Genomic DNA, 23,712 nt, shown 5'->3' on the forward strand with positions numbered 1-23,712 from the left:
TTAATGTGTAAATTTAGCCTAGAAATTATAGCTGTTCACACTGGCACAATAACGTTGGTATGACTGGCACAATAACGCCGGTATATCCAGAATAAAGAATCAAATTATTATTTCTGGTTTTGGTTCTATTCGCATTAATTAGTCAAAGGCAAATTAATTTGGACTTTTATACACAGATAAAATCATAATTAATGTTTCAAGCACCATCGATATTCCATAATTATCATCCTTCAAGAAGTATATTTCAAATTAAGAATCACATTATTTATAGAGATGTAGAGGAATTGTTATCAATAAGAGGGATAAAGGTTAAGCTCTACTATTCAATGATGAGTTTTTAAGTTTAATCCTTTGATTGAAACAAATATGAATGGGAGGATACGGAAGGTCAATAATAGTTAGAGGATGGATGAAATCTATGTCAAGGGAAGGAGGCAAGGGCCACAATTTATATCGAGCTTCGATAAGCTTGGAGATATTATAAATCTTATGTTCCCTAAGCGAAGAATAGAGGATTCAGTCCAAAGAAACTAGCAGGAATAAAACCAACAACATCATTAGAAAGAGTCAGATGGAATAATCAAAGGCCAAGCTTTTATAATATTTATTCAATTTGATTTTTATGATGATTTGAATTAATGCGACAGAACTCTGGAATTAATAAAGTAGCCTATTTTTAAAGCTTCCATTTAAAGTACAAACAGGTTCTAAATCTTTAATAATAGATTTCATTTGAAGTCTTATATGCTCATAATAAACATAATTAACACTGTTTATACCTGAAATTGATAATTTGGTATTATGGTTTCCTTTAATACTCCCTTTTTCATTATAATAATCAAACCCATGCCCCGATTCTGCTATCCAATAATTTGATAATATTGTCCTATCATGGACTTTGTTTTTTTTAACTAAATAAACATTTATCTTGATGGTGTAATCTCGTAATGCAGTTAATTTTTCTAATCGCTTCTGGAAATAGGCTGGTACATTTAGACTATCGTCATCTAAAGTAATTATTGAAATATGATATGAAGTATTTAAATGAGATGGTAATATAGCATCCACCATAGCTTCCAAATTATTCTTGACATCATTTTTCTTATCTAAAATATAATGATCTGTAATTATCAAACTATTTGATGGTAATTTAGTATTCTTAAATTCATTCCAGACATTCAAAGCTTTATCATTAATGAAGATATTGGTATGTTTTAGTAGTTTTGGGAACTTATCATTCCAGTTAGCTTTACTACAGGTGAAGTACCCTCTATTTTCATTTATTATAGCATTATCCTTAAATTGAATTATATTGGGTTCACATACTTCTGAATAATCTACATCATCCAAATACTGATAATCCTCAAAATTTAATTTGAAACTACTCCCAGTATGTTTTTTTAGTAATTGTTTAAATAAAGGATTACTAGCTTTTTCCTCAAATTTATCTATGCAGTCAAGATGCAATTTTGATCTATTGAGTACTAATTCTACGAATTCTGAATATAAATAGATTTCTTCTCCAGTTTTAGCCTTCAAAAGCATATCATTGAAGGAATCTTTAGGAGTTAACAATACTATTTCCAATAAATCGTCAACTGAAATGTAAAGATTGAGTTTTACTTTTTCCATTGCTAGTTGTATTGTCCTTTGGTTAATTGAAACAGATTCATTGCAATTTTATCTGCCTCATCAAAAAAACCTTCCCCAAAATCATCTAAAAGTAGCCCATTCTCTGCAATTCGTATTTTTTTTACTTGCTCACCCCCAATCATAGTTTCATCGGGATGTGTAAAATAGTATATGGAGATATCAGAACTACTGCAAACACCTTTTGATACTGAACTTTGTATCTTTCGTATAAGGTATTCCGAATGTGTTTCAATGATGAATTGATATTTAAATTCTTTTTGCGCATCAACGAAAAAATCTGCTAATTTGGACTGCAATGCAGGGTGAAGATTAGTTTCTGGTTCTTCAATTACAAATTGCTCATCATTACCTAATAAACTAACTTTCATTAGAAGTGGCAATAATTGAGAAAAACCATATCCTACATCTAATAAATTTTTATAATTTCCGTTTTCTTCAATAAGCTCTAATTCTATTAGGCCTGAAGTTCCTATTAATTTAAAATCAACACCTTTAGCAATTCCAAATTCCTTAAGCCATTTAGTGAAGAATTGTTTTTTCTTATCACTAATATCTCCAATATTATAATCTTTAATGATTTTCTCGAAATAAGAATTTCCGTTCCTTTCAAATGTTCTAGAATTATTTGACCTAATAGATGGGATAAAATGAAATGACAATTCCTTTTTAAGTGTTTCAAAAGAAGACGATAATTTAGTTACATATAAGTTGAATATATCCATGTTTCCAGTATTATTAGATATTGAGTATTTATCATAACTAGTCCCAAAAAAACTATTAAACGCATCCACTAACTCATTACCTATCTCAATATCAAAGCCTGGATAATCTATTGGCTCTCTAAAAAGGTAATTATGTTGACTGATTTTTCGAAAATAGTTACTTTCAAATCTTAATAATTCGTCGTTTGCAAACGACGAAGCTATTTCATTACAATAATTCAAAAGCAAATCTGTTCTGGAGTATTTAGCAATCAATTGAGAATGTTCGTTTCCTGAATTGCTTAATAATTCACCATTAACGAAACACATCAAATTATAATCACCTTCACCATACGAAAAATCAAATAACTCAGGATGAAGAAATAGGGGGCTGTTTAAATTATCGGGGTATTTATCGTATCTAATAGAGATGTAATTTTCATATTCTTCAATCGTTCTCCACAACTCTAATGCTTTTGTGCCAAGTAAAGAATATGCAACTGATTGGTTATTTTTGTAATTTTCAAAAAAGTTAAACTGGTCTTTTCCATTTAATTCTTGAATAAAAATTTGATATAAATCAGCAGCTTCTTTATGTTTATTTAAACTGTCAATATCTTCTTTTATTTTTGAAAATATTATTTCTTTTATTTTTGAAATATTTAGTTGAGCATTAAATACAGGAGCTTTCATAGCTTCATTTTCCTCTTCAGTTATACCTCCATTGGTTAATACGTAGACTTTAGGATCAGTAAGTTCAACCACATATATAGAAATATTTCCGTCAAATGCTTCTATTTTTTCCAAAAGGGCATCTTCAAATTTCGAATCTGCATCATAAATAAACGTAAGCTCAATGTATACACTCTTTGGTAAGCTCAACCACTCAACAGGTAGGCGAAATATTAACTTTTTCTTTAAATCATTCTTATTAATTATGCTTTTAAAACTACCCATGATCGAAGAAACAGTACTGAAATTTAATGATATATTCTTAAATTCTTTCTTCGAGCTAAAATCGCTTGTTGATAAGACATTATCCTTGTTCTCTTGGAATAATCTTAGAGAACTTGTAAATGATGATTTTCCTGAACTATTTGTTCCCACCAAAAAAGTAAGTGGCCTTAAATCCAGTTCTTGTAGGTCTGAAAAAACTTTAAAATTTTTGACTCCAAAATGTTCTAACATAATTACTAATTAATAAGTTTATAAATTACCACACATCACCAAATTGGTCTGGTTGACCTCCAAAAATTTCGAGATTTTCTTGCCAAATATCAGATGATGTTGGATAATTGTCTTTTTCTATATTGTCTTCCAATTCAATTTCTCCCATAGCCTTTTTTATTATAAGAGAATCAAGCTCTTTTTCATTGATTACATCTTCAATAATTGCAGTATAAGAATAGAGTTTATGAGATATGAAATCTGTTTCTTTTATCTCATTACCCAGTTCTTCATCTTTTTTTGTATTTGGACGGTCTATAGAATATTTCTTATATGGGATACAGTATTTCCCATTCCACATAGCTAAAGAAATTGCTTCGCTCATTCCTATTTTCAAAAGATAATCAATTACCTGATCTAAATCTGTAAAATACTTGTAATTCTTTCCATAGTTAACGGTTGAATATTTTGCTATTCCACTCCACCAAAAATACAATTTGTATTGGTTGTCGCATGTTTTTTTTAGATAGCCTGTGTTATTTTTTGCATTTTCAGCAAATGACATTAGATAATAGTTTTTATCAAACTGTTTTTCTTGCGGCTCGTACTTTCCACCAAATATTAAATATAACATTCTATTTCTACTTTAGTTATTAACTATGCAATTACAAGATTTAAAACTTTCCAGAAGCACCTTCCTGTTGTTGCTTAAAGAAATATACATAAAGTGCTTATGATAAGTAATTCATGTTTACCATACTTTTTTTTTTGATGTTGCAAATATTGAGCGAACTTGTGCAGCCAAACTGCACACTAAAAATATTTCTTAAAAGCTAGTTCTATTCTCCGCTTAATATTATCTCTTAAATCCAATTATTTCTCTAGGTGCTTATGCGGCCTTTTGAATTTGTATATTGAGGTTTTATACTCGATATCACAATTTCTACAATTGAATATATCAGGTTTGGTTTCTTCCATTTTATTTGAGCATTTATGACAAAAATAAACTCCTCGTTCAAGGTGTCCTGCTTTTTTTTCAATTAAAACTCTAAGGTTGTTATGGATAAATCCTCCATTCAGCTGAAGGTTACTTAATCTTCTTTTAAACATTGCATCAGAGCAACAAGTCCCACATTTTTCACATATATAAAGCCCATGAGTACACTTTTTGGAATTCCTACTATCAATTATAGATTTGCATTTCCCATTTAAGCAATGGTTTAAATATATTATGTCATTGTTTTCACATGAATCATTAGCGCATTTAAATTTAACTACTGTTCGAGATGCGAAATTTGAAGTTTCAGCTGGATGTAATATATGGTTACAATCTTGGCAATATAATTTTTCGAGAAGTGTATTGAGTCTGTTGACCAGACCTATGAATTGATAATATTTCCCTTTAGGGATAACTTCACCATTTTTAGTGCGTTCATCAGTATTTAAATTTAAGGCCTCGCAAAAGTCAAGCAGAGTGTATTTTTGCCATTCATTATTATCATGAATTGACTCACAGATTTCATAACAAGGTCTGTTCGCACACCACCAAAATTCTTTATTAAAAATGAGATCTAATTTGTTTGATTTTCTTGCTTCACAGAAGGATATCCCATTTGGTATTTCCTCCCTAATAAACTTTGCAAAATGAGTATTGTTTGCATATGCACTTCCACCAAAATCTAAGAAGAATCTGTTTTCGGTTGCGAATTCCTTTACTTTGTTTTCATGAGTGATAGGAACTTGCCATGTTTTTGATACTGCGTTATATCGCTTGTCTGGTAAGAGTTTAACTTTCTCAATGATAGAAGGGTTGTATCCAAATTCAATAGAATAATATAGATTATTATTTGAGTCAACTATCTTTTTAATTTCACCATTCTTTTCCCAATCAAATTTTGGCGTCATTCTACCTTTGCAATCTTCAAAATAGTTTGTCAGTAGAAACTTGTGATCAGTATTGTATTTCAAATCTTCAATTATAATTTTCAAGGCTTCACTTTCAACAAGAAAATCTCCTCTGTCTCTAAATGCAATTAGTGCTTTAATAATAACATCAGTTGAAATATCTATTGGAATTGCAGGATGAGCTTTTGTGTTTTCATGAAATAATTCTAAATCAAATCTTGTTATTTCATCTAGTTTCTCAATTGAAAGGTCTAACTTCCCTTCAGCTTTTAATTTGAATAACTTTCGAATTATCCTAACCTGATCTTTAGGAAGAAAGTATATAAACTTAGTTTTTAATATGTTAAAATCCAGTTCATCCTCATTATCTAAAAACCATAGAATAGTGTTGTAAAATACAGATCCTAGCTCTTTTATTCTTATAATAGAATCTTCATTATTAAGAACAATAAACTTTATTTTGTTGAATTGAGTGTAGAATATCTTCCTATCTGTACAAATAGTATTTTGTTGAAGATAGGATAAGAAATATGATGTGATATCATTTAGTGAGATTGCTTTTCTTTGAATCCAATCATTAATTTGATTGTAGTTTGTATAGTCGTCTTGTAAAAATTGGTTGATATCAGAAGATGGAAATGTTTTTGCTATCCCAGATTTCCATAAATCGAAATATTCATTTGAATCTTTTATTTCATATATTTTCTTATCTATTTTAGTAATCTCTTCATTATCTAAATAGGTTTCGCCTTTTAAATAAATCCATTTCAGGTCTAAATAACTTGCAGTTGATATTTTGTGATCTAGAATTTTATAAATGAGGGTTGTGTCAGTTTTGTTTTTATTAAAAAGGAAATTGCATTTTTCCACACTAAGTTCAGACATTCTATTGATAATAACTTCATCTGGGATGGAATTTAAGATGCCTTGAAAAAACAGACTGAATTTCTCGTCATCGGAAGATTGTTCTGTTATAATATTGTATAGAGTATAGACTAATTCTTGTCCATTCTTATTGGTCCAAAAATTTTCATCTTGATAGTGATCTTCAACTACTATTTTATTTTCTAAAGTATTTATTTTCTTTATAAAGGTTTTGAGTATGTCGAGAGAATGAGCCCAGCTATATTTATTGGAATAGGCTGTTAATGCCTCTATTTGTAAGTTTAAAGAGCTTTTTTCTAAAACAGACACTCTTTCATGCGGATTTAAATTTTCATCGAGAAATAAAGTCTTTATCGATTCTTGAGGAATCTCGATATGGAATCCTTTGAGCCAAAGTATAGGCTTGAAATTACTCGAACTAGCTTCCACGATTATTTTATTAATCTCCGCTTTCAAATAATTTTGGTAATCTATACTTATAGAATTGGGTAAACTAGTTTTGAGTTTGTCATATCTTATCAAATCAGCATTATTGTTAATTCCCCCAAGCTCAGTGGCCTTATTTATTAGATCCAAAAGAACTCTATTTTCAAAAGCTTTATTGATTTGTTCTAAGCGTAATTGTTTATCTTTATCATCTTGTATGATTACTAAATATTTTTTTAATTCTTCGATGTCTCCCAATCTGGAAAAGCCAGTCACATTGACCACCCTGTGCCAATCTGATTGACCACCCCTCAGTTTCACCGTGAAAAGCTCTCATTACATTATCAATTAGTTATTCAAATTAGTCTGTTTATTTGTTCCCTAACTCATATAGCAACTCAAATACAGGATTAAGCAGGGTAGGTGAGTGTTCTTTTTTAGGGTGGTCACTTTGCTCTGGCGAACATGGTCAGTTTGCTCTGGCTTTGGGTGGTCAGTTAAATTCGGCTAAGGGTGGTCTAGGGCAGCGTTTTTTCCATTAATGCGACAGAATCCGTTTGCTCGCATTACGTTTGCAAATTGTTGTGTTTTCGTGCTTTATCGGAGGCAATTCGGTAACATTTCTAAAAAACCAATACACCTATCATAATTCAATTCGTAAAAGTTAACGCCAAGATTAATAGCCTCATAATACTTAACTTGATTCTTTTTGTAAAATTCCTCCGATGGCATTTTCCAAAATTCATGTCCCAATTTCTCCGCGATAAACCATTTTTCAATTAATCTAGCTGCTCTTCCGTTTCCATCTCTAAAAGGATGAATGTGTGCAAATCGTAAATGAATCAATGATGCAAAGTAAAAGACTTCAATTTCGTTAAGGTCAGATGAAATCAACTGACTTATATCCTGAAAAAACGATTTCATTTCTTTTTCTACAAATTCTGGCTCAATTGCCATATATGCTAATCCTGATTTTCCAAATACGCCAACCTGCTCAATTCTATATTTTCCTCTTTTGCTTCTTATCAATAATGTGTCTGAAAATATTTTATGACAATTCAATAAATTCTTCTCATTCAGGTGGTTGTTTTGTGCAAAACTATATGCTTCAATCAAATCCTCAATTTCTTCAATTTCTTTTCCTACTTTGAATTTGTCCTTATTCATTTCATAATTCATGTAAGAATTCAAATCGATACTATTTCCTTCAATATTTGATGAGTAAATAGCTGCAGATTTTGTCAAGTATTCAAATCCACCTCGATTTTCCGAGAAATCAAATTCCTTAATCAATTCAGAAATTTCATTCCCAATTGACTTCTTATATGTATCTAAATATTTCCTTTCTGCTATCTTCATTCAATCCAATTATTTAAACACAAATATACTCATTTTTGAGGTCATTTTTTTAGTGCTACTTCGCTTTTTTTTGCATGAAGCACAACGTAGGTTCTGTCGCATTAATTACTCAAAGGTAAAATAATTTCTACTTTTACCCACCAACAAAACCATAATTGATGTTCAAGCACCACCGATATCCCAGAATTATCATCCTTCAAGCAGTTTATTATAAATTAAGATTCACATTAAGTTATAGAGATGTAGAGGAATTGCTATCAATAAGAGGAATCAAAGCAGATCATTCTACTATTCAAAGATGGGTATTTAAGTTTAGTCCATTGATTGAATCGAATATGCATAAACGAAAACGGAAGGTCAATAATAGCTGGAGGATGGATGAAACTTATATCAAGGTAGGAGGGAAGGACCGCTATTTATATAGAGCTGTAGATAAATATGGGGGTACAATAGACTTCCTATTAACCAAGAGAAGAATGAAGGGATCAGCCCAGAAATTCTTGAATAAAGCCATGGTAGTGTACCATATGGCGCTTTTCCTTTCACTAAAAACATATTTAACATAATATGAGGCATTTAGGGTGTTTAAAATACAAGTATTTCTGTAGTATTGAGGTCTCCCATCGATAATAAAATTCCTTAGAGCCCGTTAAACAAGCATTCTAGATTATATAGTGTACCATATGGCACCTGATATTAATATTAAAAGTTTGTTTTGATGAAATCACCTACCAAAGTTTGTAAATATTGTAGTGGAATCTGCATAAAGAAAGGAAAACGAAATGGGAAACAACGTTTCCTTTGCAAACACTGCGAAAAATATCAATTATTACATTATAGCAAGAATAGAATCCCAAAATCAAAAGAAAACTTGCTAGTAAAGCTTAATAATGAAGGAATGGGAATCAGCTCTATTTCTCGTATACTACATGTTTCAAAATCTAGTGTGCAACGCATCATTATTAAATTTAGCAGGGCTGTTTTAAAACCATTGATTTCAGAGAGAAATCAAGTTTATGAGATTGATGAACTTCGTACTTATGAAGGTAATAAGAAAAATGAAAGTTGGGTTATATATGCTATTAATAAAGCAAATGGAAATGTCATAAATTTGGTTGTAGGTAGGAGAACCAAAGAGAATATTAAGAGGGTAGTAGATATGGTTTTATCATTGAATCCTGCCAAAATCTATACTGATGGTCTTAATGTTTATAGAAGTCTAATCCCCAAAAGTATTCATAGAGTTTTTAAGTATTGCACCAATAAAATTGAGAGAAATAATCTTACTCTGAGGACTCACATGAAACGACTAAATCGAAAGACTATTTGTTTTACAAAAGCAAATCTAATGTTAGAAGCTTGTTTGAGCCTTTATATTTGGAGGAGAAGTAATGCTGCTTAATTAAGCTCTTTATGCTTATTATTAAAGGTTCTATACCTTAATTACTTCCATTTTAAAATACTAGCAGAATAAAATATTCCATATTCCAATTCAGAATAATATGTGTTAATAACTTGATTATTAAATAATAAAATACTATTATTGCATATTCGAATATGGAATAATTAAGAAAATGAAAACACAACAAGTTAGTATGAGTCCACTTGATATAGTGGTGCTCTTAAAAATTATCAGTTTGAATCAGCAAGTTTGGCATCAAAATTCTATGGCTGAGGCCTTGGGCATTAGTCAATCGGAGATCAGCAAATCATTAGCACGCTCCAAATATGCTGGTTTATTAGACCCGTCGGGTAAAAAAGTAAGACGAGTAGCTTTTGTAGAGTTTCTACAATATGGACTTAGCTATGTTTTTCCACAGCATCCAGGAGCTATTATTAAAGGGGTTCCTACTGCTCACTCTGCCCCTCCTCTAAATACTAGCATTCAAAGTCAGGAATTATATGTTTGGCCATCGGCAAAAGGAACTGCAAGAGGACAAAGTATAGTTCCCCTTTACCCTTCCATACCACAAGCAGCCTTAAAAGATTTCAAACTCTACGAATTATTAGCCTTAGTTGATGCTATAAGAGTTGGTAGAGCCAGAGAAAAAGAAATAGCCATAAAAGAACTGAAATTAAGAATACTACATGGAGAATAAAACCATCAATATAGCCAATGTGGCTCAAGTAGCCAAGGCTTTAGCAGAACTGAAAGAGCAAATGGTGTTTGTAGGAGGAGCCATTATCAGCCTTTATGCCGATGATCCATCTGCAGATGAAGTTAGGCCTACTGGAGATATCGATATGACCATTAGAATACTAAACTATAGTGATTTCATCAAATTGAATGAGCGATTGGCTGAATTAAACATTTACCCAGACCCCAATGGTCATGCCATTTGCAGCTATTTATATAAAGATATTCCTCTTGATATCATGTCTTCAGAAGATGGCCCTCTAGGACCATCTAATTCATGGTATAAAATAGGTTTTGAAGATTTGCAATATATGGATGTAGAAGGTGAAGAAATCCAATTATTTACAGCTCCTTGTTTTCTAGCCACCAAATTTGAGGCCTATTATCAAAGAGAGCCAGTCCCAGATTACCGTCTTAGTCATGATTTTGAAGATATTATTTATGTGTTGGATAATCGGATATCTATCGTTGAAGAAATACAAAAGTCCCCAGAAGTATTAAAAGATTTTCTAAAAACTGAATTACAAAAAATCATGGATGACCCCCATGAGGAAGAGATTTTATCAGCTCACCTACACCCTTTCATTCTTGAAGAACGGTATCCGATTCTAATAGACAAAATCAAGAAAGTTATTAATATCTAAGCATATTTATTTCTGTGAATCAAGTGGGGTTGGTAGGAGCTGGAAGATGGGTAAATAATCAAACCTTTTGGCAAGAACAACAACTAATTTTTATTTTGTCAATATTGACAAAAATAACCTCTCCAAAATTGATTTTTCAATCATCAAACTGGAGTGCCCTTTTAAGGTGCCAAAATGCTACAAAATGCGCTATTTTGTGCACTCTGCATTTTTCAACTATCTGATTAACAACAATGTAAAATAATGACTTATCCACTGGCAGTCAAAAGGTCAGCGGTTCGATTCCGCTATTCTCCACCCATATTATCAAAGAGTTACAAAATTATATTTTGTAACTCTTTTTTATTTGCAAGCCATTTGCAAGCGAAAAATGAATATGCTGGATAAAAATACATGGAGAATCATTGTATTAAACAAAAATGGAAGTATTACATCCTATCATTTTGCTTTGATTAAGAATCTCAACTGATTAAACTCTTAGTATATTTAAAAAACATTCAAGTTTAAAACATATATTTTTGACAAGTATTTTTAGTTATTATTACTTATTGTCTTTCAAATATTGCATCTATATCATCATGAGTTGAAATCCTATCATGATGAACTCCCACATCGTTGTCATAAGAATGATCCTGGCTTTCTATGTAATCGTTAGCCATTTTCTCGGGATCTAAATCACGAAGAATATCTGTATAATCAATTTCAATTTTTTGAAGAACCGTTGAGTTGAAATCAACTAAGTATGTTTCCAACTGGTTAACAATCTCTAACTCAATCCCAGATTCATCAATTTCATAATCGTCAAAATAGCAATCTGACAAACTGTTAGGGTAAGAGTAATCTTTTATAAAAGAATAAAAATCAATATCAAAATCGTTATTTTTAGCTATATCATATAAATATGCTTGGATTTGGTTCTCTACTAAGCGTAAGATATCTTCATTATCAATATTATATTTTTCTATGAAATCTAAAATTTCCTTTAATGTATCCTCATCTAATGTATATAAATCTTCATCAAGAAACCCTGCTAAAAAATCAAAATGATCAATCTTAATTCTAGGCTCAAAATCTGAAAGAATATAAAGAAGCTCAGATAATTTATTCCCATAAGCATTTTTTGTTTTTATTATTGTTTTTAGGAAGTATTCTATCCTACTAACTACAGATTGATTAAAAAAATCTAGATAACATAATAAAATGAGAAAATCCCAATCCTCTACTTTAAGTTTTTCATCAAAAAAGTGATCAAATAATCCCTTTTGAATGGCCTTATAGCCTTTTTTATTCTTGTGAGGATATAAAGTGTTTATGAAAATAATGGAATCTTCTGTTCCTAAAGATTTTAAAATGTTTGTTATCAGCTCTGTATCTTGAAAATATGTGTTAATAATGAAATCAGCAATTGATGGATTGAAGAGAGTATATTCAAAACAATCTCCTGATGTTTGATTTCTATTCAACAATGATTTGGTCGCTAATCTCCGTATTGCATTAAAGCTTTTATCAGAATGGTCTCCTAGATTTATCGCATGAATTTTAATAAATTTGTTATAAGCTTCTTGAAGTTTACTTTCACTGATTCGACCATTATTGAAAACAGTCAAAAAGGTCAGAGCTCTAACAGGATCGTCAGCTTGATTTTGAAAATAATCAGCCCAGATTTCTTCAGGATTATCCAGTTTTTCATTAATGTAATTCCAATATACATCAGGTGTGACACTTCCAACTCTTTGAGAATCTAACACAAATTCGATAATGCGAGGATTGAAATTATTGTGATTTATAATCCTTTTATAATTCTTTTTATTATAAATTTCATCAATATAGGATTTATCCAGATTTGAATGAAATATGTGATTATACAATATCTTTGCCTTGTCTATATCCGTTAAACTCTTTATAGTTATTAAAAATTCATTATCACGAACTTTTCCATTTTGGAAAATATGACTTAAACCATATGCCTTATTGAGAATGTTTGTCCTAGATGTAAGGATGAATTTTTTTGTATTGTCTTTATTATGGAAAAGCCAGTCACATTGACCACCCTGTGCCAATCTGATTGACCACCCCTTAGTTTCACCGAGAAAAGTTATCATTACATTATCAATTAGTTATTCAAATTAATCTGTTTATTTGTCGCCTAACTTCTATAGCAACTCAAATACAGGATTAAGCAGAGTAGGTGAGTGTTCTTTTTTAGGGTGGTCACATTGCTCTGGCGAACATGGTCAGTTTGCTCTGGCTTTGGGTGGTCAGTTTGCTCTGGCTTTGGGTGGTCTGTTAAATTCGGCTAAGGGTGGTCCAGAGCAGTGTTTTTTCCAGTATGCCCTATGGAAGCTGATATAAGTTGGTCAAAAATCTGACACATTGAAAATGCATTCTTCTTTGCCCTTTTCAACATCTAAAACTTTCCAGAAGCTTTCAATTTTCTATTTAGATTTTTTCAATACTTTTATTTGCCATAAAACATTCAAAGCCTTCCATTCACCATTGTATTTAACCATTTGTAAGTACTCAACATAATCAGCAGACTCAACTCGTATGCTTGCGATATCTTCACAAATATCAAGCATCTCTATTTTATCGTTTTGTTTATCTTTAGGTGTGTGTTTTCCATATCCTGCAATAGTATACTGCATCATTGTGTTGTAGGATAAATTATTGACGACATCGTTACCTGTGTGCTCATAATTCCGTATGGTTCTTTTTACCAATTCCGGATGGAGTACCTTGCTCATTTTCAGAGAATCGCCTTCGTACCAGGCCTGACTATATAGGCTTGCAATTTTTAATACCTCTATTGAGTCCTGCATTATTTGTGCGTTTAATGACAAAGTGAATGTCAGGAAAAACCCTATGGTGATCATTTTAGTTTTTTTCATCTTTTTATTTGATTTTTATAAGTTTCTTGATGTTTATAACATCCTCATTTTCACAATCAATTTTAATAGCTTTTAATATAAACTCTTCCGCTTCATTTCGTCTATTTGTGCTAAATAAGATAAAAGCCATATCAGCATACGCTCCAGCATTATTGCTATTTGCTTGCAGACTCTTTTGGATGTTTTGTTCGGCAGAAATGTAGTCAACTTCATTTATTTGAGCTTTGGCTAAAATATGATATGAATCTTTTCTCCTGAAATTATAGGGGTCTGGATATGGATCAAGTTCTATGGCTTTTTCTAATACTTCAATTGCTTTTTGATGCTCTCCTCCTAATAAATAATAATATCCCAATTGAGAAAGCATTTCTGCGTTAATCTCTTCATGGTCTTTGACCATTTCTAAAATTTTAACAGCCTCTTTTACTTCTTTTTTCTTTTCGAAAAGATCGTTTGACAACTCATATTGGGCATAAACATTTTGAGGATCTTGTTCTATTATTTTGCTATGAATTTCAGTAGCTTTTTGATAATTATGATCTTCCCTATAGAGGTTTCCTATTTCTATTGGTAGACTATGATTTTGGGGGAAGAGACCGGAAGCGCTGTCCAATAAACTAATAGCAGCTTCAATATTCAGATAATTTGATTTGACAATGTATGCCTGAACAATATTATCAATATAGGAAGGTTGATTGATTAATGATTCTATAAAATGATATAGGTCAATATCTTTGTCAATTAAGTCTTCTCTGGTATTAATAAATGCTGCAGGTAAACCAGGCCGCTTTTGTGTTGAAAGATATGCTTCAATTCCTTGTGCAAAGTATTCTCGTTCATTTAAATCTGCATACCAATCAAGCGTGTAATTTCCTCTTTTTGCTTTTATATACAATGACTTCAGATCTAAAGTCTGTTTTGGAGTAAATAGCCAGTGAATGAGATGCCCAAACTCATGAAAAGCAACATTGTACTTTCCGAAAGTATTTTCTATTTGTTGAATTTTATTGCTTGTGGTATGATGGCCACCCTGTCCTTTTAAATCATCACTTAACCTCATCCCAACCGTTCTTGTTCCGCGAGTATTTTCGAGGTGAGGGCAATTCCATAACAAATGATGGAAATCCATAAAGTATACCGTAGAACCTGAAATATAAATTGCTTCCATAAAACCCTTAAAAGGTTCAGTATTAATGAGGATATTCTTTTGTAATATTTCATCACAAAGGTGAAAATTGATAAAAACTTTTCGAAGAAAAGGAAATTCATTTGGGGTTTCTTTTTTAGAAAAATCGTATTTAAACTCTTGTATTAGAATATTGTGTTCATCTTTTAACTTTCTCAGAGATTCCGCAATAAAATAATGTGCTATGCCATAATTTGGTTTTCTATCTAAAATGCTAAAAGCATGGTTTATACATGCTCTATAATTCTTCATATGGAATTCAGTAGCAGCTTTTAGTATCAACATATCAATATCCAAAGTAACCTCATCATATTCCATCTTCATTAACAAATCTGCTTTTTCAAATTGGTTATGCATTAGGAGGCTATCAACTTCCAAAAGACTTTTTTCAGTGGTTATCATTACACTTGAGTATTCTGCAGGAGAATATCCTCTCCCTAATAAGTGATGTGCAGCATAGTTTAATGGATTTGATTCTAATGCTCTATTAAGATATTTAGCACTTTCATTTATATCATTTCCATATCGGGATAAGTAGCCTCCCATTTCACAAAGTGCTTCTGAGTTTGTTGAATCTATTTTCAGTGCTTTATTAATTGCATTTAAAAAAGAATTAATATCACGGTTTTTATTCAAAACATTTGCATAATTAATCCAGCTAACAATATGGTTTGAGTCTATTTCTATTGCTTTCCGAACATATTTTAATGAAGCATCTATATGGTTAAGATCAAGAGCAATAAGTGCTTTACAATTCAGGGCATCAACATTAATAGAATCCATTTCCAATGCTTCTGAACATAAACGCTCTGCTTCTTGATAATTCATTGTAAAATAGGCCCAATCAGCTTGTAGAATTAGTGAGAAAATGCTGTCTGGGAACTGGGTTTTGACTGTTTGAGTATATTCTTCAACCTCATTAAACCGATAGTTACTTTTAAACTCCTTAATCTTTTGCTCGGCCTCTTTTATACTAGAAATTTTAAAGGCGAGATCTGAATGCTTTCTGTTACATGCAAAGCAAGAAATTAATATCAAAATGAATAAGCTATATCTCATAAGTTTTATGCTTTTGGTTCTGTCAGTTTTTATCTATCTTTAGGATAAACTTATCCCCTTTGATTTCAGCACAATACACTTCTGTTTGAACTTCTTTATCTTTAATCAATATTGCGAATTTTTTATACTCATTTTCTTTATTTATGTTATGCATTGGGAAAAAATACTGTGCTGCGAATTGTTTCATTAAATACTTAGCCTGCAAAATGTATTGCGATTTCTCCCAGGGATCTGAATTTGAAAAAACGATATCAATTTTTTCAGTTTTTGATTTTAAATACTCATAGTCATTTTTATAATCCCCTTTATAGTCGCCATTGTGATAAATAACAATTCCATCAATTATAATTAAAAATGCAGATTCGAATACTCCAGAATGTTTAGAGTTTATTGTATATACCTCAATTGTTTCATCTTTGTAGTGTGATCGTGGATTTCTTAAACAATGATATTTTTCTTCTGATGAGAAATCCCAACCAAAGAAATAAGTAATATTTTCGATTTTTTTATCCCAATCGAGAATTAGAGGATCATAATGGTCACCATGTTCATGCGATGTAAATATAAATACATTATAGTCTTTTATTTCATCAGGATCTATATAACCAGATAGCAGATTCTTGACGGGTTGTTTTTCCCATTTAAAATCATACTTTTCCTGATAATCAAAAATGAGGAAGTTGCTCTTCGTTTTTATTGCCCATCCAGAATGACCCAGATACACAATGGAGATTTTATTATTATTCAAATCTAGAGGGTTTCTGTCACTTTTCTGAGCCTTTAATGTTGCCATTATAACAATTATACCACAAACCAATAATATTTTTCTCATCTTGTTAAGTCTTTTTTTATTCTTATCCCATCCATAGGTGATTTCTATTTTATCAATACAATTGGCTTGTTTTGTAGCCCTTGATTGGATGTTAACCGAATGAAATAGGTTCCATCTGCAACTCTTCTTCCTTTTGAGTTTTTACCATCCCATGAGGCAGAATGATTGCCGTAATCCTTCATTTCATCCATCAGAATATTTACTAAATTCCCATAAGGATCATAAACTTCTAGCTTGATTCTAGTTTGATTATAAATTTGGAAATGTATAGTTGTTTTATCATTAAATGGATTTGGATAATTCTCCAGAACGATATTAGAATTGTATAATTCCTGCGAAACTATAGCACTCGGTGTGAGAAATATTTCTGCCCAATCATTTTGCCAATAAAGAGTAATAAGTAAAGAATTGTTTAGGGGGTTAAAAGTTGGGTAAATGATATAATCATCCTCATAAAACAGCTCAGGTTCACTACTAAAATTAGGGTCGAATTTATATATCCCAGGCAGTTCATAACCTGCGATATAATAATTGTTTTCCAAATCTTTTGCTATACCATCGCTACCTGCTAATGATGTATTGGCCATTGTATAAACTGTAGAGTCGGTTAGATTTACTGCAAGAACTGGAGGATTGGGTTTGTCAAGACAAACTAATATTCGATTGAACTCAGGCTCATAAAGCAAGCCATTTGGTCTATCAATTCCATTACCCTCAGCAAAAACCCAAAAATCTCTTGTAGCCGGATTGATTTTGAAAACCCTATCTCCAAATCTTTCTGTAGCGATTATATTTCCTGAATTAACGGCAACTAATCCTGTCAATAGACTGACTCCCTCATCAGATAAATTCAAATCCATAACTAACGATCCTGTTTCCAAAGAGTACCCCTTAATTCTGCCACCCAAAGCTGTTCCATATATCGTATCATCAACGATTGCCAAGGCATCTATCATACCAGCATTTTCAACAAAGTAGCTTTGATTACCAAGGTTGTCAATTGCAACTAAATCTCCTCCACCTCCATAATTCGATACTAAATATCGATTGTGCATCGAATCAATAATGATTTTTTGTGGTTGAATTAATAAGTTCTGTGCATTTATTGATAGAGTGGTGATTAGGAGCACTGTTAAAATGATTACTTTTTTCATATTATCCAATTATGTGGTGTAATTATTAATTAGTTTTTTCTTTTAATGGATACTTATCACCATCACTGTCAAAATCATACATTCCTGAAATAATTCCATTTTCATTTCTTGTAAATTGTATCCTGTACTTTTCTTCATTTATATCCTTATACTTGAAAACATCATTACCCATAGGTATCATTTCTTGCTTTATTGAATTACCACGTTGAAGTATCAATCCTTCTCTTTCGATACTGATTTTAATGTTTTTATAAATTCCTTGATATTCTGATAACTCCAAACTACCTATGTTTTTTGGATTTAATTCAATTTCTTTCCCAGCAATAGACCATTCAAGCTTGTGTTTTTTTAAGCTATCTGTCTCTGTTTTTAGTAATTCCTTTGCGGCCTCCAACTGCGCAACAATTAGTGCTTTATCAGAAGAACATGGAAAATCTGGAATTACACCATTAATGTAGTTCGTTTTAGAATAGGGATTTATTTCCTGGGAATAGGGTACTTTCAGGTTTATTAGTATATCAGGAAAGCTCATATAACGCACTCCGTGCGCTCCTCCTCTTGTTTTTTCTCCCACTATTTTGGCTCTTTTCAGTTGCTGTAACTGATATGCCAACACTTCAGCCGAAGAATAAGAATAATTGCTCATTAGAATGTAAATTGGTACTTCAGTTATTCTTGGACCAGAAACCCATTCTTGTGTCCATCTTTGCTCTGTAATGCTATCCTTGCGAATAAAATTATCTGTCAGATGTGTACTTTTATCAAAAAAATAACTGCTAATTAGTTGAGCCATAGCTTCATCTCCACCGCCATTCAACCGAAGGTCAATTATCAATGCATCGCTATTAGCAACAAAATTCATTGCAGCAATAGCTGTTGGTCCTGCTGATTTTGGATTGTTGAATGTAGTTAGATTTATATACCCAATATTTCCAGTCTGGATTTCTACTTTTTGAAAACCAAAATTATTTTCAGGATATCCTAGCTTTATTTCAGCCAATAAGTCATCTGGAATCTTTTCATAGGGATAAACCCTGATATGGTCATCATTAGATATTTTACGTAAGTCTTTTGTTAGTTGAGAGGTGAAGTCCTTTACATTTTTAAATTGATGGTAGTCTCCTTTTTTTTGTTTTTCATTTAAGTAGTTAATCATTTTTAAGGATACTTCAGGTAAAGGGTAGTATTCGAGAAATATTTCTTTAGTTTTCTCAATGATTTCCGAACGATTTCTGCTGGTGAGTTGATCATTTTTATAGCTATTACTTTTCTGAGAAAATGAACTGTAAGGGTTAATAATTTGCAATAAAAGAACCACTAATACACTTAGAATTTTTGATTTCATACTTTTCATTTCTTTATTTGACATATTTTCTGTTGAAAACATAGATGTTTATTTATTTCTACTTTTTTTAAAATCAATAAAAACCATCATTCTTCGGGCAAACCGCCCACGAAGTTCAAACCTTCCAGATTTCGTATTCTTGTTTTTGATTGATTATTAATTCTTATATACTTTCCACCACTGGAAACACCTGAAAAAACACCATATCCATTTTCGATGTTTGTATAAACTCCTCTATTCATTACTACTGTACTAGATGGTTGATAAGACTCATGATAGGCATAGAAACTATATTCAGAAGTGGCTATAACAAACTCAATTTTGCCGTGGTAGCGCTCTAAGCTATTGGATGATGGAATGGTTTTTAATAAATTGCTATAAAAGTCTACGCCTACTACTGGGACATTGATGCTTTCTCCTCCAAACAAAGTTCTAGAAGTCACAAAAGGGAAAGGCCAATCAACATATTTAAAAACAGCTGTATTTGGTTCATTTGGTACCTGCTCCATATAGTGAAATCGAATATATGGTTGGTAAATACTAATATCTGCAATAGTTTCAAATGAAAATGTGCTGTTTTTTTCAAACGAAATGAAATACATAGGATCAGTAACCCTTATTGCAGAGGAGTTATGTAGATTTGTTTTAGAACGGATTATTTCCCCTGATTTAGGATTCTTTATTTCTAATAATAAAGGTTGATTGATATCTAACCTATTGATTGTTCCAGCATAATAAACTTGCATTTTGGGGGCATAAAAAATCCCTTCTTTTTTATTATAAACTGTGATGGTATCAAATTCGATTATTTGATTCCCGGATAATACTTTTACATCCAATTTGTGAGAATATAAATTAGAATCAGGGATTTTAGCAGACTGATATATGTTTTCGGCTGACAAAAAAGCTTTTTCGATTCTGATATAACTGATGCTATCTTTTGGATTAATGAGTCCATATACGATCGTTATATCTTTGTATTCATCAAATAGCTCTACTGTTTTATCGCAAGATGAAAAAATGAAAAGGCTTGTGATGAGTATAGTTGCTATATAAGCCTGAACAATGGTATTCTTTATAGCGCAATTTTTTCGGTTTGTTATTTTGCAATAATAATTCATACCTCTTTATTTATCATTTAGTGAGTGAAAGGCGAATGTTTTAATCCCCAGCTTTGTAAGCTTTTTAATCGCCTTGTCTTTCTTTTTTGGTGTTTGTCCCTGAATTGCTTCAGGAATCATATACATATCGAAACCTATTTCTTGTCCTTCTAATATGGATTGAGAAATAAATTCTTCCGCTAACAGCCCTATCACCATAATTTCTTTAGCATTATTCTGCACCAGAAAATTGAGGAGCTCCTCAGATGAAAATGCATTGGATTTCTCTCTGCTTATTATATTCTCATTCACTAAAACAAGCCGCTTATCAAATTGCATGGCTATAGTATCATGAGATGTATACACTAGCGGAAACGAAAATGACAGGTTTAGTATTTTGTGAATTCTCTTTATATAAACAACATGATCAGGGTCTAGAATCTCGATTATTCTATTAGCAGCATCCATTGTATTTTGAGAAGCACTCTCTGATAATTTCCCATTCGTATTGTATTCCTGAAAACCCATGACTATCAGAAATTTATCCACAATGAAAGTGCTCTTTTGTGAAAAACAAAAATGCGTACTTTCGATACCGATTAATAAAAATAGGATTAGAACTCCTCTCATATTCATGTTGTAGTTAATGATTAAATTTATTTATTCCTTTTTCAGTTTTTCTAAAATCTTTTCCAGTTCAACCTTATGTTGTGCATCTAAGGTCTTTTCTAAAATCTTTTCGACTGCAATTTTATAAGCTGCAGTTAGTGCCTCACTGGAGGCAACTTCTATATCTGGTTTGATACCAACACTTTCCCAATTCGGTTCGTTTGATTTGCAAATAGGAAATTGAGTTAAAACATCTCCTTTTACTATAAGAATATCAACGGGGTGACCTCCTCCTTTGGTTGTTTCTCCAACAATTATGGCTCGTTCTAATTTTTGAAGTGAAAAAGCCAATCCTTCAGCTGCTGAAAATGTCCTTTTATTGGTTAGAACATATAAATCAACTTCGGGCATGCGCTTGCCTGGGACATCGGTAAGGGTCCAAAATTCTTGATTCATACTCGTATCTCTGCAACTCATACTTCCAAGATATTTTAGTTGAGGAGGGAGAAAATAATTCAATAGCAGATCATTTCCTTCCCCTCCTCCATTATCTCTCAGGTCAATAATAATGGCATCTGAATTTGATAAAAACTGCATACTCCCGATCAAGGCCTGGTTAGATGTATCAGAGATAGTGAAATAACTCAGTTTTAAATAACCCACATTTCCTTCTAGTAGCTCAACCTTTTTATACCCAAAGTTCTCCCTTTTGTCCATTTCCAAATACATTTTATTGAGCTCTTGAATCTCTTTTTCAGGCAATAAATGATGGTATGCTTTAACTTCCCATGCTTCCTCCTGGCTATAAAAAACAAATAGGTGTTTATCGTTATCAATAAATCTCATATCAGAAGTCAATTTATTACAAAATTCATTCACTTCATTTAAAGAATCGTAAACTCCCATTTTATACTGACTGATGATATATTCTCCCATTATTTTTCCAGTCTCGGCAGATAAGTATTTATTCTTCATAATGATGGCTGTATTCTTCACCACTTCTGATTTAAATTCTTCGTTAAACACTAATTCTTCTTGCGCCGATACCTGGAATACTACTAGGATAAGCATTAAAATGGAGATGATTTTTTTACCTATTTTCATTGGGTTTACGATTTATAATTTCAATTTACTTTAAATTAATTGATGACTTCGACTCCCATATTTATAAGCTTCTTGATTGACTTGGATTTTGTTCTTTCTCTATTGCCTAAAATGGCATTGGGGACTAAAAACATTTTGTATCCTATTTCTAATCCTCCTCTGGTGGTATGTGTAACACACCTCTCAGCGAGCAAACCCACAATAATGATTTCTTTTGCATTTTTACCTTTAAAGTATGCAGCTAATTCGCTATTATTAAAGGCATTGCCATCCTTTTTGATATAGATGTTGCTATTTACGATTTGTAAGCCTTTACAAAAGTTCAGATCTGCAATTGTATCGATAGAAATTCCTTTAAATGATAGCGAGGAAACAATCATTTCAGTTTTCACATATACAATATTTAGGGGATCTACACAGCCAATTATCTTATTTACATTTCCGATGAATTCATATGCTGCACTGTCAGGAATTTTGCCTTGAATATAGTCTTCTTGCATATCCAATACAATTAAATACTTATCCTGAAAAAAATCTTTGTCTTGTGATTTTGCTGACAAGTTGAATATCGTTAAAATGAGCAACAGGAAAATAATACTATTCGTTTTCATATCTGTCGTTGTTATTGATCAAATGAACATCCTTAATTTATGGACGCTTTTTGCTTTAGTAATTGAATTATTTGAGAATCAACCCAATAAATATCACCTTTCCCGTCAACTCTTCTATGGAAGAATAAATATTTACCATCGGGTGAAACACTAGCTCCAAATTCTGTTTTAGTGGCATTAATCTCAGCTCCCATATTAATCGGTTTTCCCCAGCTGTCATCATCATTTTTAAAACTAATAAACAACTCTGGCTTCCCTCGGCCACTTGGTTGCGCATCCATAATCATATAACTTTCGTCAGGAGCAACATAGGGATGAGAATAGAAACTTGAATTTATTTCACCCTCTAAATATTTAACATCTGGATATTCCCCATTTATGCATTCAGCCTTATATATTCCACGGACTCCATCATAATTACTAGAGAAATACAAAGTTCTACTATTGGTAGGACAAACAGACATACACCATTTTTTATTCGCCGGACTTAAAAAATACTGTGGTTCACTCCAAGCACTTGGTGTTTTTTCTGTAAACCATAAGTCTCCATCATATTGATTATTTCTGTTTTCCTTTCTCTCTGAATAGAAGAATATTTTATCCTCATAAGGAGACATAACAGGTTCAAATTCAAAAACATCTTTGGCAAATGGAGCCAAATTGGGTTCAGACCATTTACCATCTATCAATTGAGAGTAAAAAATTCTATTTTGTGAACCTTCATAAGTAGGTCTTCGTGTAAAAAAATAAACGGTTCCATCTTTAGAAAAGGTGCCACTGAATTCAAACTCCTCTGTAGAAATAATTCCTGGTGCAAAAATCTCTGGTATATTTCCCGGTGGTTTTTGATTGAAATACAAACGATCAGAACTTTGAGCATTGCTCACTTCTATAATAAGTGCGAATAGCAGCATACTTAATACTTTTAGTTTCATAGTTTGTTTCAT

21 protein-coding genes and 1 pseudogene are annotated in these 23,712 nt (G+C 31.7%); 5 read left to right on the top strand and 17 right to left on the bottom strand.

Going from position 1 to position 23,712, the window contains the following annotated elements:
• Positions 1-657: 657 nt before the first annotated feature.
• The 5 genes from HNS38_RS11705 to HNS38_RS11725 all read right to left on the bottom strand — a co-directional run bounded on the left by HNS38_RS11705 (position 658) and on the right by HNS38_RS11725 (position 8,096).
• The gene (locus tag HNS38_RS11705) at positions 658-1,632 is read right to left on the bottom strand and encodes an MIT C-terminal domain-containing protein (protein WP_172346512.1); all 975 of its coding nucleotides are present in this window, start codon (positions 1,630-1,632) and stop codon (positions 658-660) included.
• Between the two features lie 2 nt (positions 1,633-1,634).
• The gene (locus tag HNS38_RS11710) at positions 1,635-3,542 is read right to left on the bottom strand and encodes a DUF3696 domain-containing protein (RefSeq protein WP_172346513.1); all 1,908 of its coding nucleotides are present in this window, start codon (positions 3,540-3,542) and stop codon (positions 1,635-1,637) included.
• A 25-nt stretch (positions 3,543-3,567) separates the two neighbouring features.
• A complete protein-coding gene (locus HNS38_RS11715; RefSeq protein WP_172346514.1) occupies positions 3,568-4,086 on the bottom strand; it encodes a hypothetical protein in 519 nt (172 codons plus the stop codon).
• A gap of 308 nt (positions 4,087-4,394) precedes the next feature.
• Positions 4,395-6,311 carry a hypothetical protein gene (locus tag HNS38_RS11720; RefSeq protein WP_172346515.1) on the bottom strand — a complete coding sequence of 639 codons (1,917 nt, stop codon included), beginning with the start codon at positions 6,309-6,311 and terminating at the stop codon, positions 4,395-4,397.
• Positions 6,312-7,334: 1,023 nt separating this feature from the next.
• Entirely contained in the window at positions 7,335-8,096 is a 762-nt protein-coding gene (locus HNS38_RS11725) for a Fic family protein (RefSeq protein WP_172346516.1), read from the bottom strand.
• Positions 8,097-8,254: 158 nt separating this feature from the next.
• Between HNS38_RS11725 and HNS38_RS11730 the strand changes: the two genes are divergently transcribed.
• The 4 genes from HNS38_RS11730 (at position 8,255) to HNS38_RS11745 (ending at position 10,877) form a co-directional block, all read left to right on the top strand.
• Positions 8,255-8,662 carry an IS6 family transposase gene (locus HNS38_RS11730; protein WP_172346517.1) on the top strand — a complete coding sequence of 136 codons (408 nt, stop codon included), beginning with the start codon at positions 8,255-8,257 and terminating at the stop codon, positions 8,660-8,662.
• Between the two features lie 152 nt (positions 8,663-8,814).
• Positions 8,815-9,498, top strand: a complete 684-nt coding sequence (locus HNS38_RS11735) for an IS1 family transposase (protein ID WP_172346518.1) — start codon at positions 8,815-8,817, stop codon at positions 9,496-9,498.
• 172 nt (positions 9,499-9,670) lie between these two features.
• The gene (locus HNS38_RS11740) at positions 9,671-10,195 is read left to right on the top strand and encodes a hypothetical protein (RefSeq protein ID WP_172346519.1); all 525 of its coding nucleotides are present in this window, start codon (positions 9,671-9,673) and stop codon (positions 10,193-10,195) included.
• Positions 10,185-10,877 (top strand): nucleotidyl transferase AbiEii/AbiGii toxin family protein, encoded by a 693-nt coding sequence (locus HNS38_RS11745; RefSeq protein ID WP_172346520.1) that lies wholly within the window; start codon positions 10,185-10,187, stop codon positions 10,875-10,877. Before HNS38_RS11740 ends, HNS38_RS11745 begins: the two co-directional genes overlap by 11 nt.
• A 545-nt stretch (positions 10,878-11,422) precedes the next feature.
• On the opposite strand, the gene HNS38_RS11750 is transcribed toward HNS38_RS11745, so the two are convergent.
• Both HNS38_RS11750 and HNS38_RS21095 read right to left on the bottom strand, forming a co-directional pair.
• On the bottom strand, positions 11,423-12,625 hold the full coding sequence (locus tag HNS38_RS11750) for a hypothetical protein (RefSeq protein WP_172283193.1): 1,203 nt from the start codon (positions 12,623-12,625) through the stop codon (positions 11,423-11,425).
• A 114-nt stretch (positions 12,626-12,739) separates the two neighbouring features.
• Positions 12,740-12,979 (bottom strand): annotated as a pseudogene (locus HNS38_RS21095) (hypothetical protein); the annotation flags it as partial.
• A 37-nt stretch (positions 12,980-13,016) separates the two neighbouring features.
• Between HNS38_RS21095 and HNS38_RS11755 the strand changes: the two are divergent.
• Positions 13,017-13,229: a hypothetical protein gene (locus HNS38_RS11755; protein ID WP_172346521.1), complete on the top strand. Its 213-nt coding sequence runs from the start codon at positions 13,017-13,019 to the stop codon at positions 13,227-13,229.
• A gap of 83 nt (positions 13,230-13,312) precedes the next feature.
• On the opposite strand, the gene HNS38_RS11760 is transcribed toward HNS38_RS11755, so the two are convergent.
• The 10 genes from HNS38_RS11760 to HNS38_RS11805 form a co-directional block, all read right to left on the bottom strand.
• A complete protein-coding gene (locus tag HNS38_RS11760) occupies positions 13,313-13,696 on the bottom strand; it encodes a nuclear transport factor 2 family protein (RefSeq protein ID WP_216663705.1) in 384 nt (127 codons plus the stop codon).
• A 73-nt stretch (positions 13,697-13,769) separates the two neighbouring features.
• Complete coding sequence (locus tag HNS38_RS11765) at positions 13,770-16,010, bottom strand: tetratricopeptide repeat protein (protein ID WP_172283197.1); 2,241 nt, start codon at positions 16,008-16,010, stop codon at positions 13,770-13,772.
• Positions 16,011-16,032: 22 nt separating this feature from the next.
• The gene (locus HNS38_RS11770; protein WP_172283199.1) at positions 16,033-16,842 is read right to left on the bottom strand and encodes an MBL fold metallo-hydrolase; all 810 of its coding nucleotides are present in this window, start codon (positions 16,840-16,842) and stop codon (positions 16,033-16,035) included.
• A gap of 44 nt (positions 16,843-16,886) precedes the next feature.
• Positions 16,887-17,996, bottom strand: coding sequence for a FlgD immunoglobulin-like domain containing protein (locus HNS38_RS11775; protein WP_172346522.1), 1,110 nt, complete (start codon positions 17,994-17,996; stop codon positions 16,887-16,889).
• A 25-nt stretch (positions 17,997-18,021) separates the two neighbouring features.
• Entirely contained in the window at positions 18,022-19,341 is a 1,320-nt protein-coding gene (locus tag HNS38_RS11780) for a S41 family peptidase (RefSeq protein WP_172346523.1), read from the bottom strand.
• Positions 19,342-19,427: 86 nt separating this feature from the next.
• Positions 19,428-20,462, bottom strand: coding sequence for a hypothetical protein (locus HNS38_RS11785; RefSeq protein WP_172346524.1), 1,035 nt, complete (start codon positions 20,460-20,462; stop codon positions 19,428-19,430).
• Positions 20,463-20,468: 6 nt separating this feature from the next.
• Entirely contained in the window at positions 20,469-20,990 is a 522-nt protein-coding gene (locus HNS38_RS11790) for an isochorismatase family protein (RefSeq protein ID WP_216663706.1), read from the bottom strand.
• 111 nt (positions 20,991-21,101) lie between these two features.
• A complete protein-coding gene (locus HNS38_RS11795; RefSeq protein WP_172346525.1) occupies positions 21,102-22,154 on the bottom strand; it encodes a S41 family peptidase in 1,053 nt (350 codons plus the stop codon).
• A gap of 35 nt (positions 22,155-22,189) precedes the next feature.
• Positions 22,190-22,765, bottom strand: coding sequence for a cysteine hydrolase family protein (locus HNS38_RS11800; protein WP_172346526.1), 576 nt, complete (start codon positions 22,763-22,765; stop codon positions 22,190-22,192).
• A 32-nt stretch (positions 22,766-22,797) separates the two neighbouring features.
• The gene (locus HNS38_RS11805; RefSeq protein ID WP_172346527.1) at positions 22,798-23,712 is read right to left on the bottom strand and encodes a PD40 domain-containing protein; all 915 of its coding nucleotides are present in this window, start codon (positions 23,710-23,712) and stop codon (positions 22,798-22,800) included.

It is taken from the genome of Lentimicrobium sp. L6 (genome assembly GCF_013166655.1).
In the GTDB taxonomy this organism is placed as follows: domain Bacteria; phylum Bacteroidota; class Bacteroidia; order Bacteroidales; family UBA12170; genus UBA12170.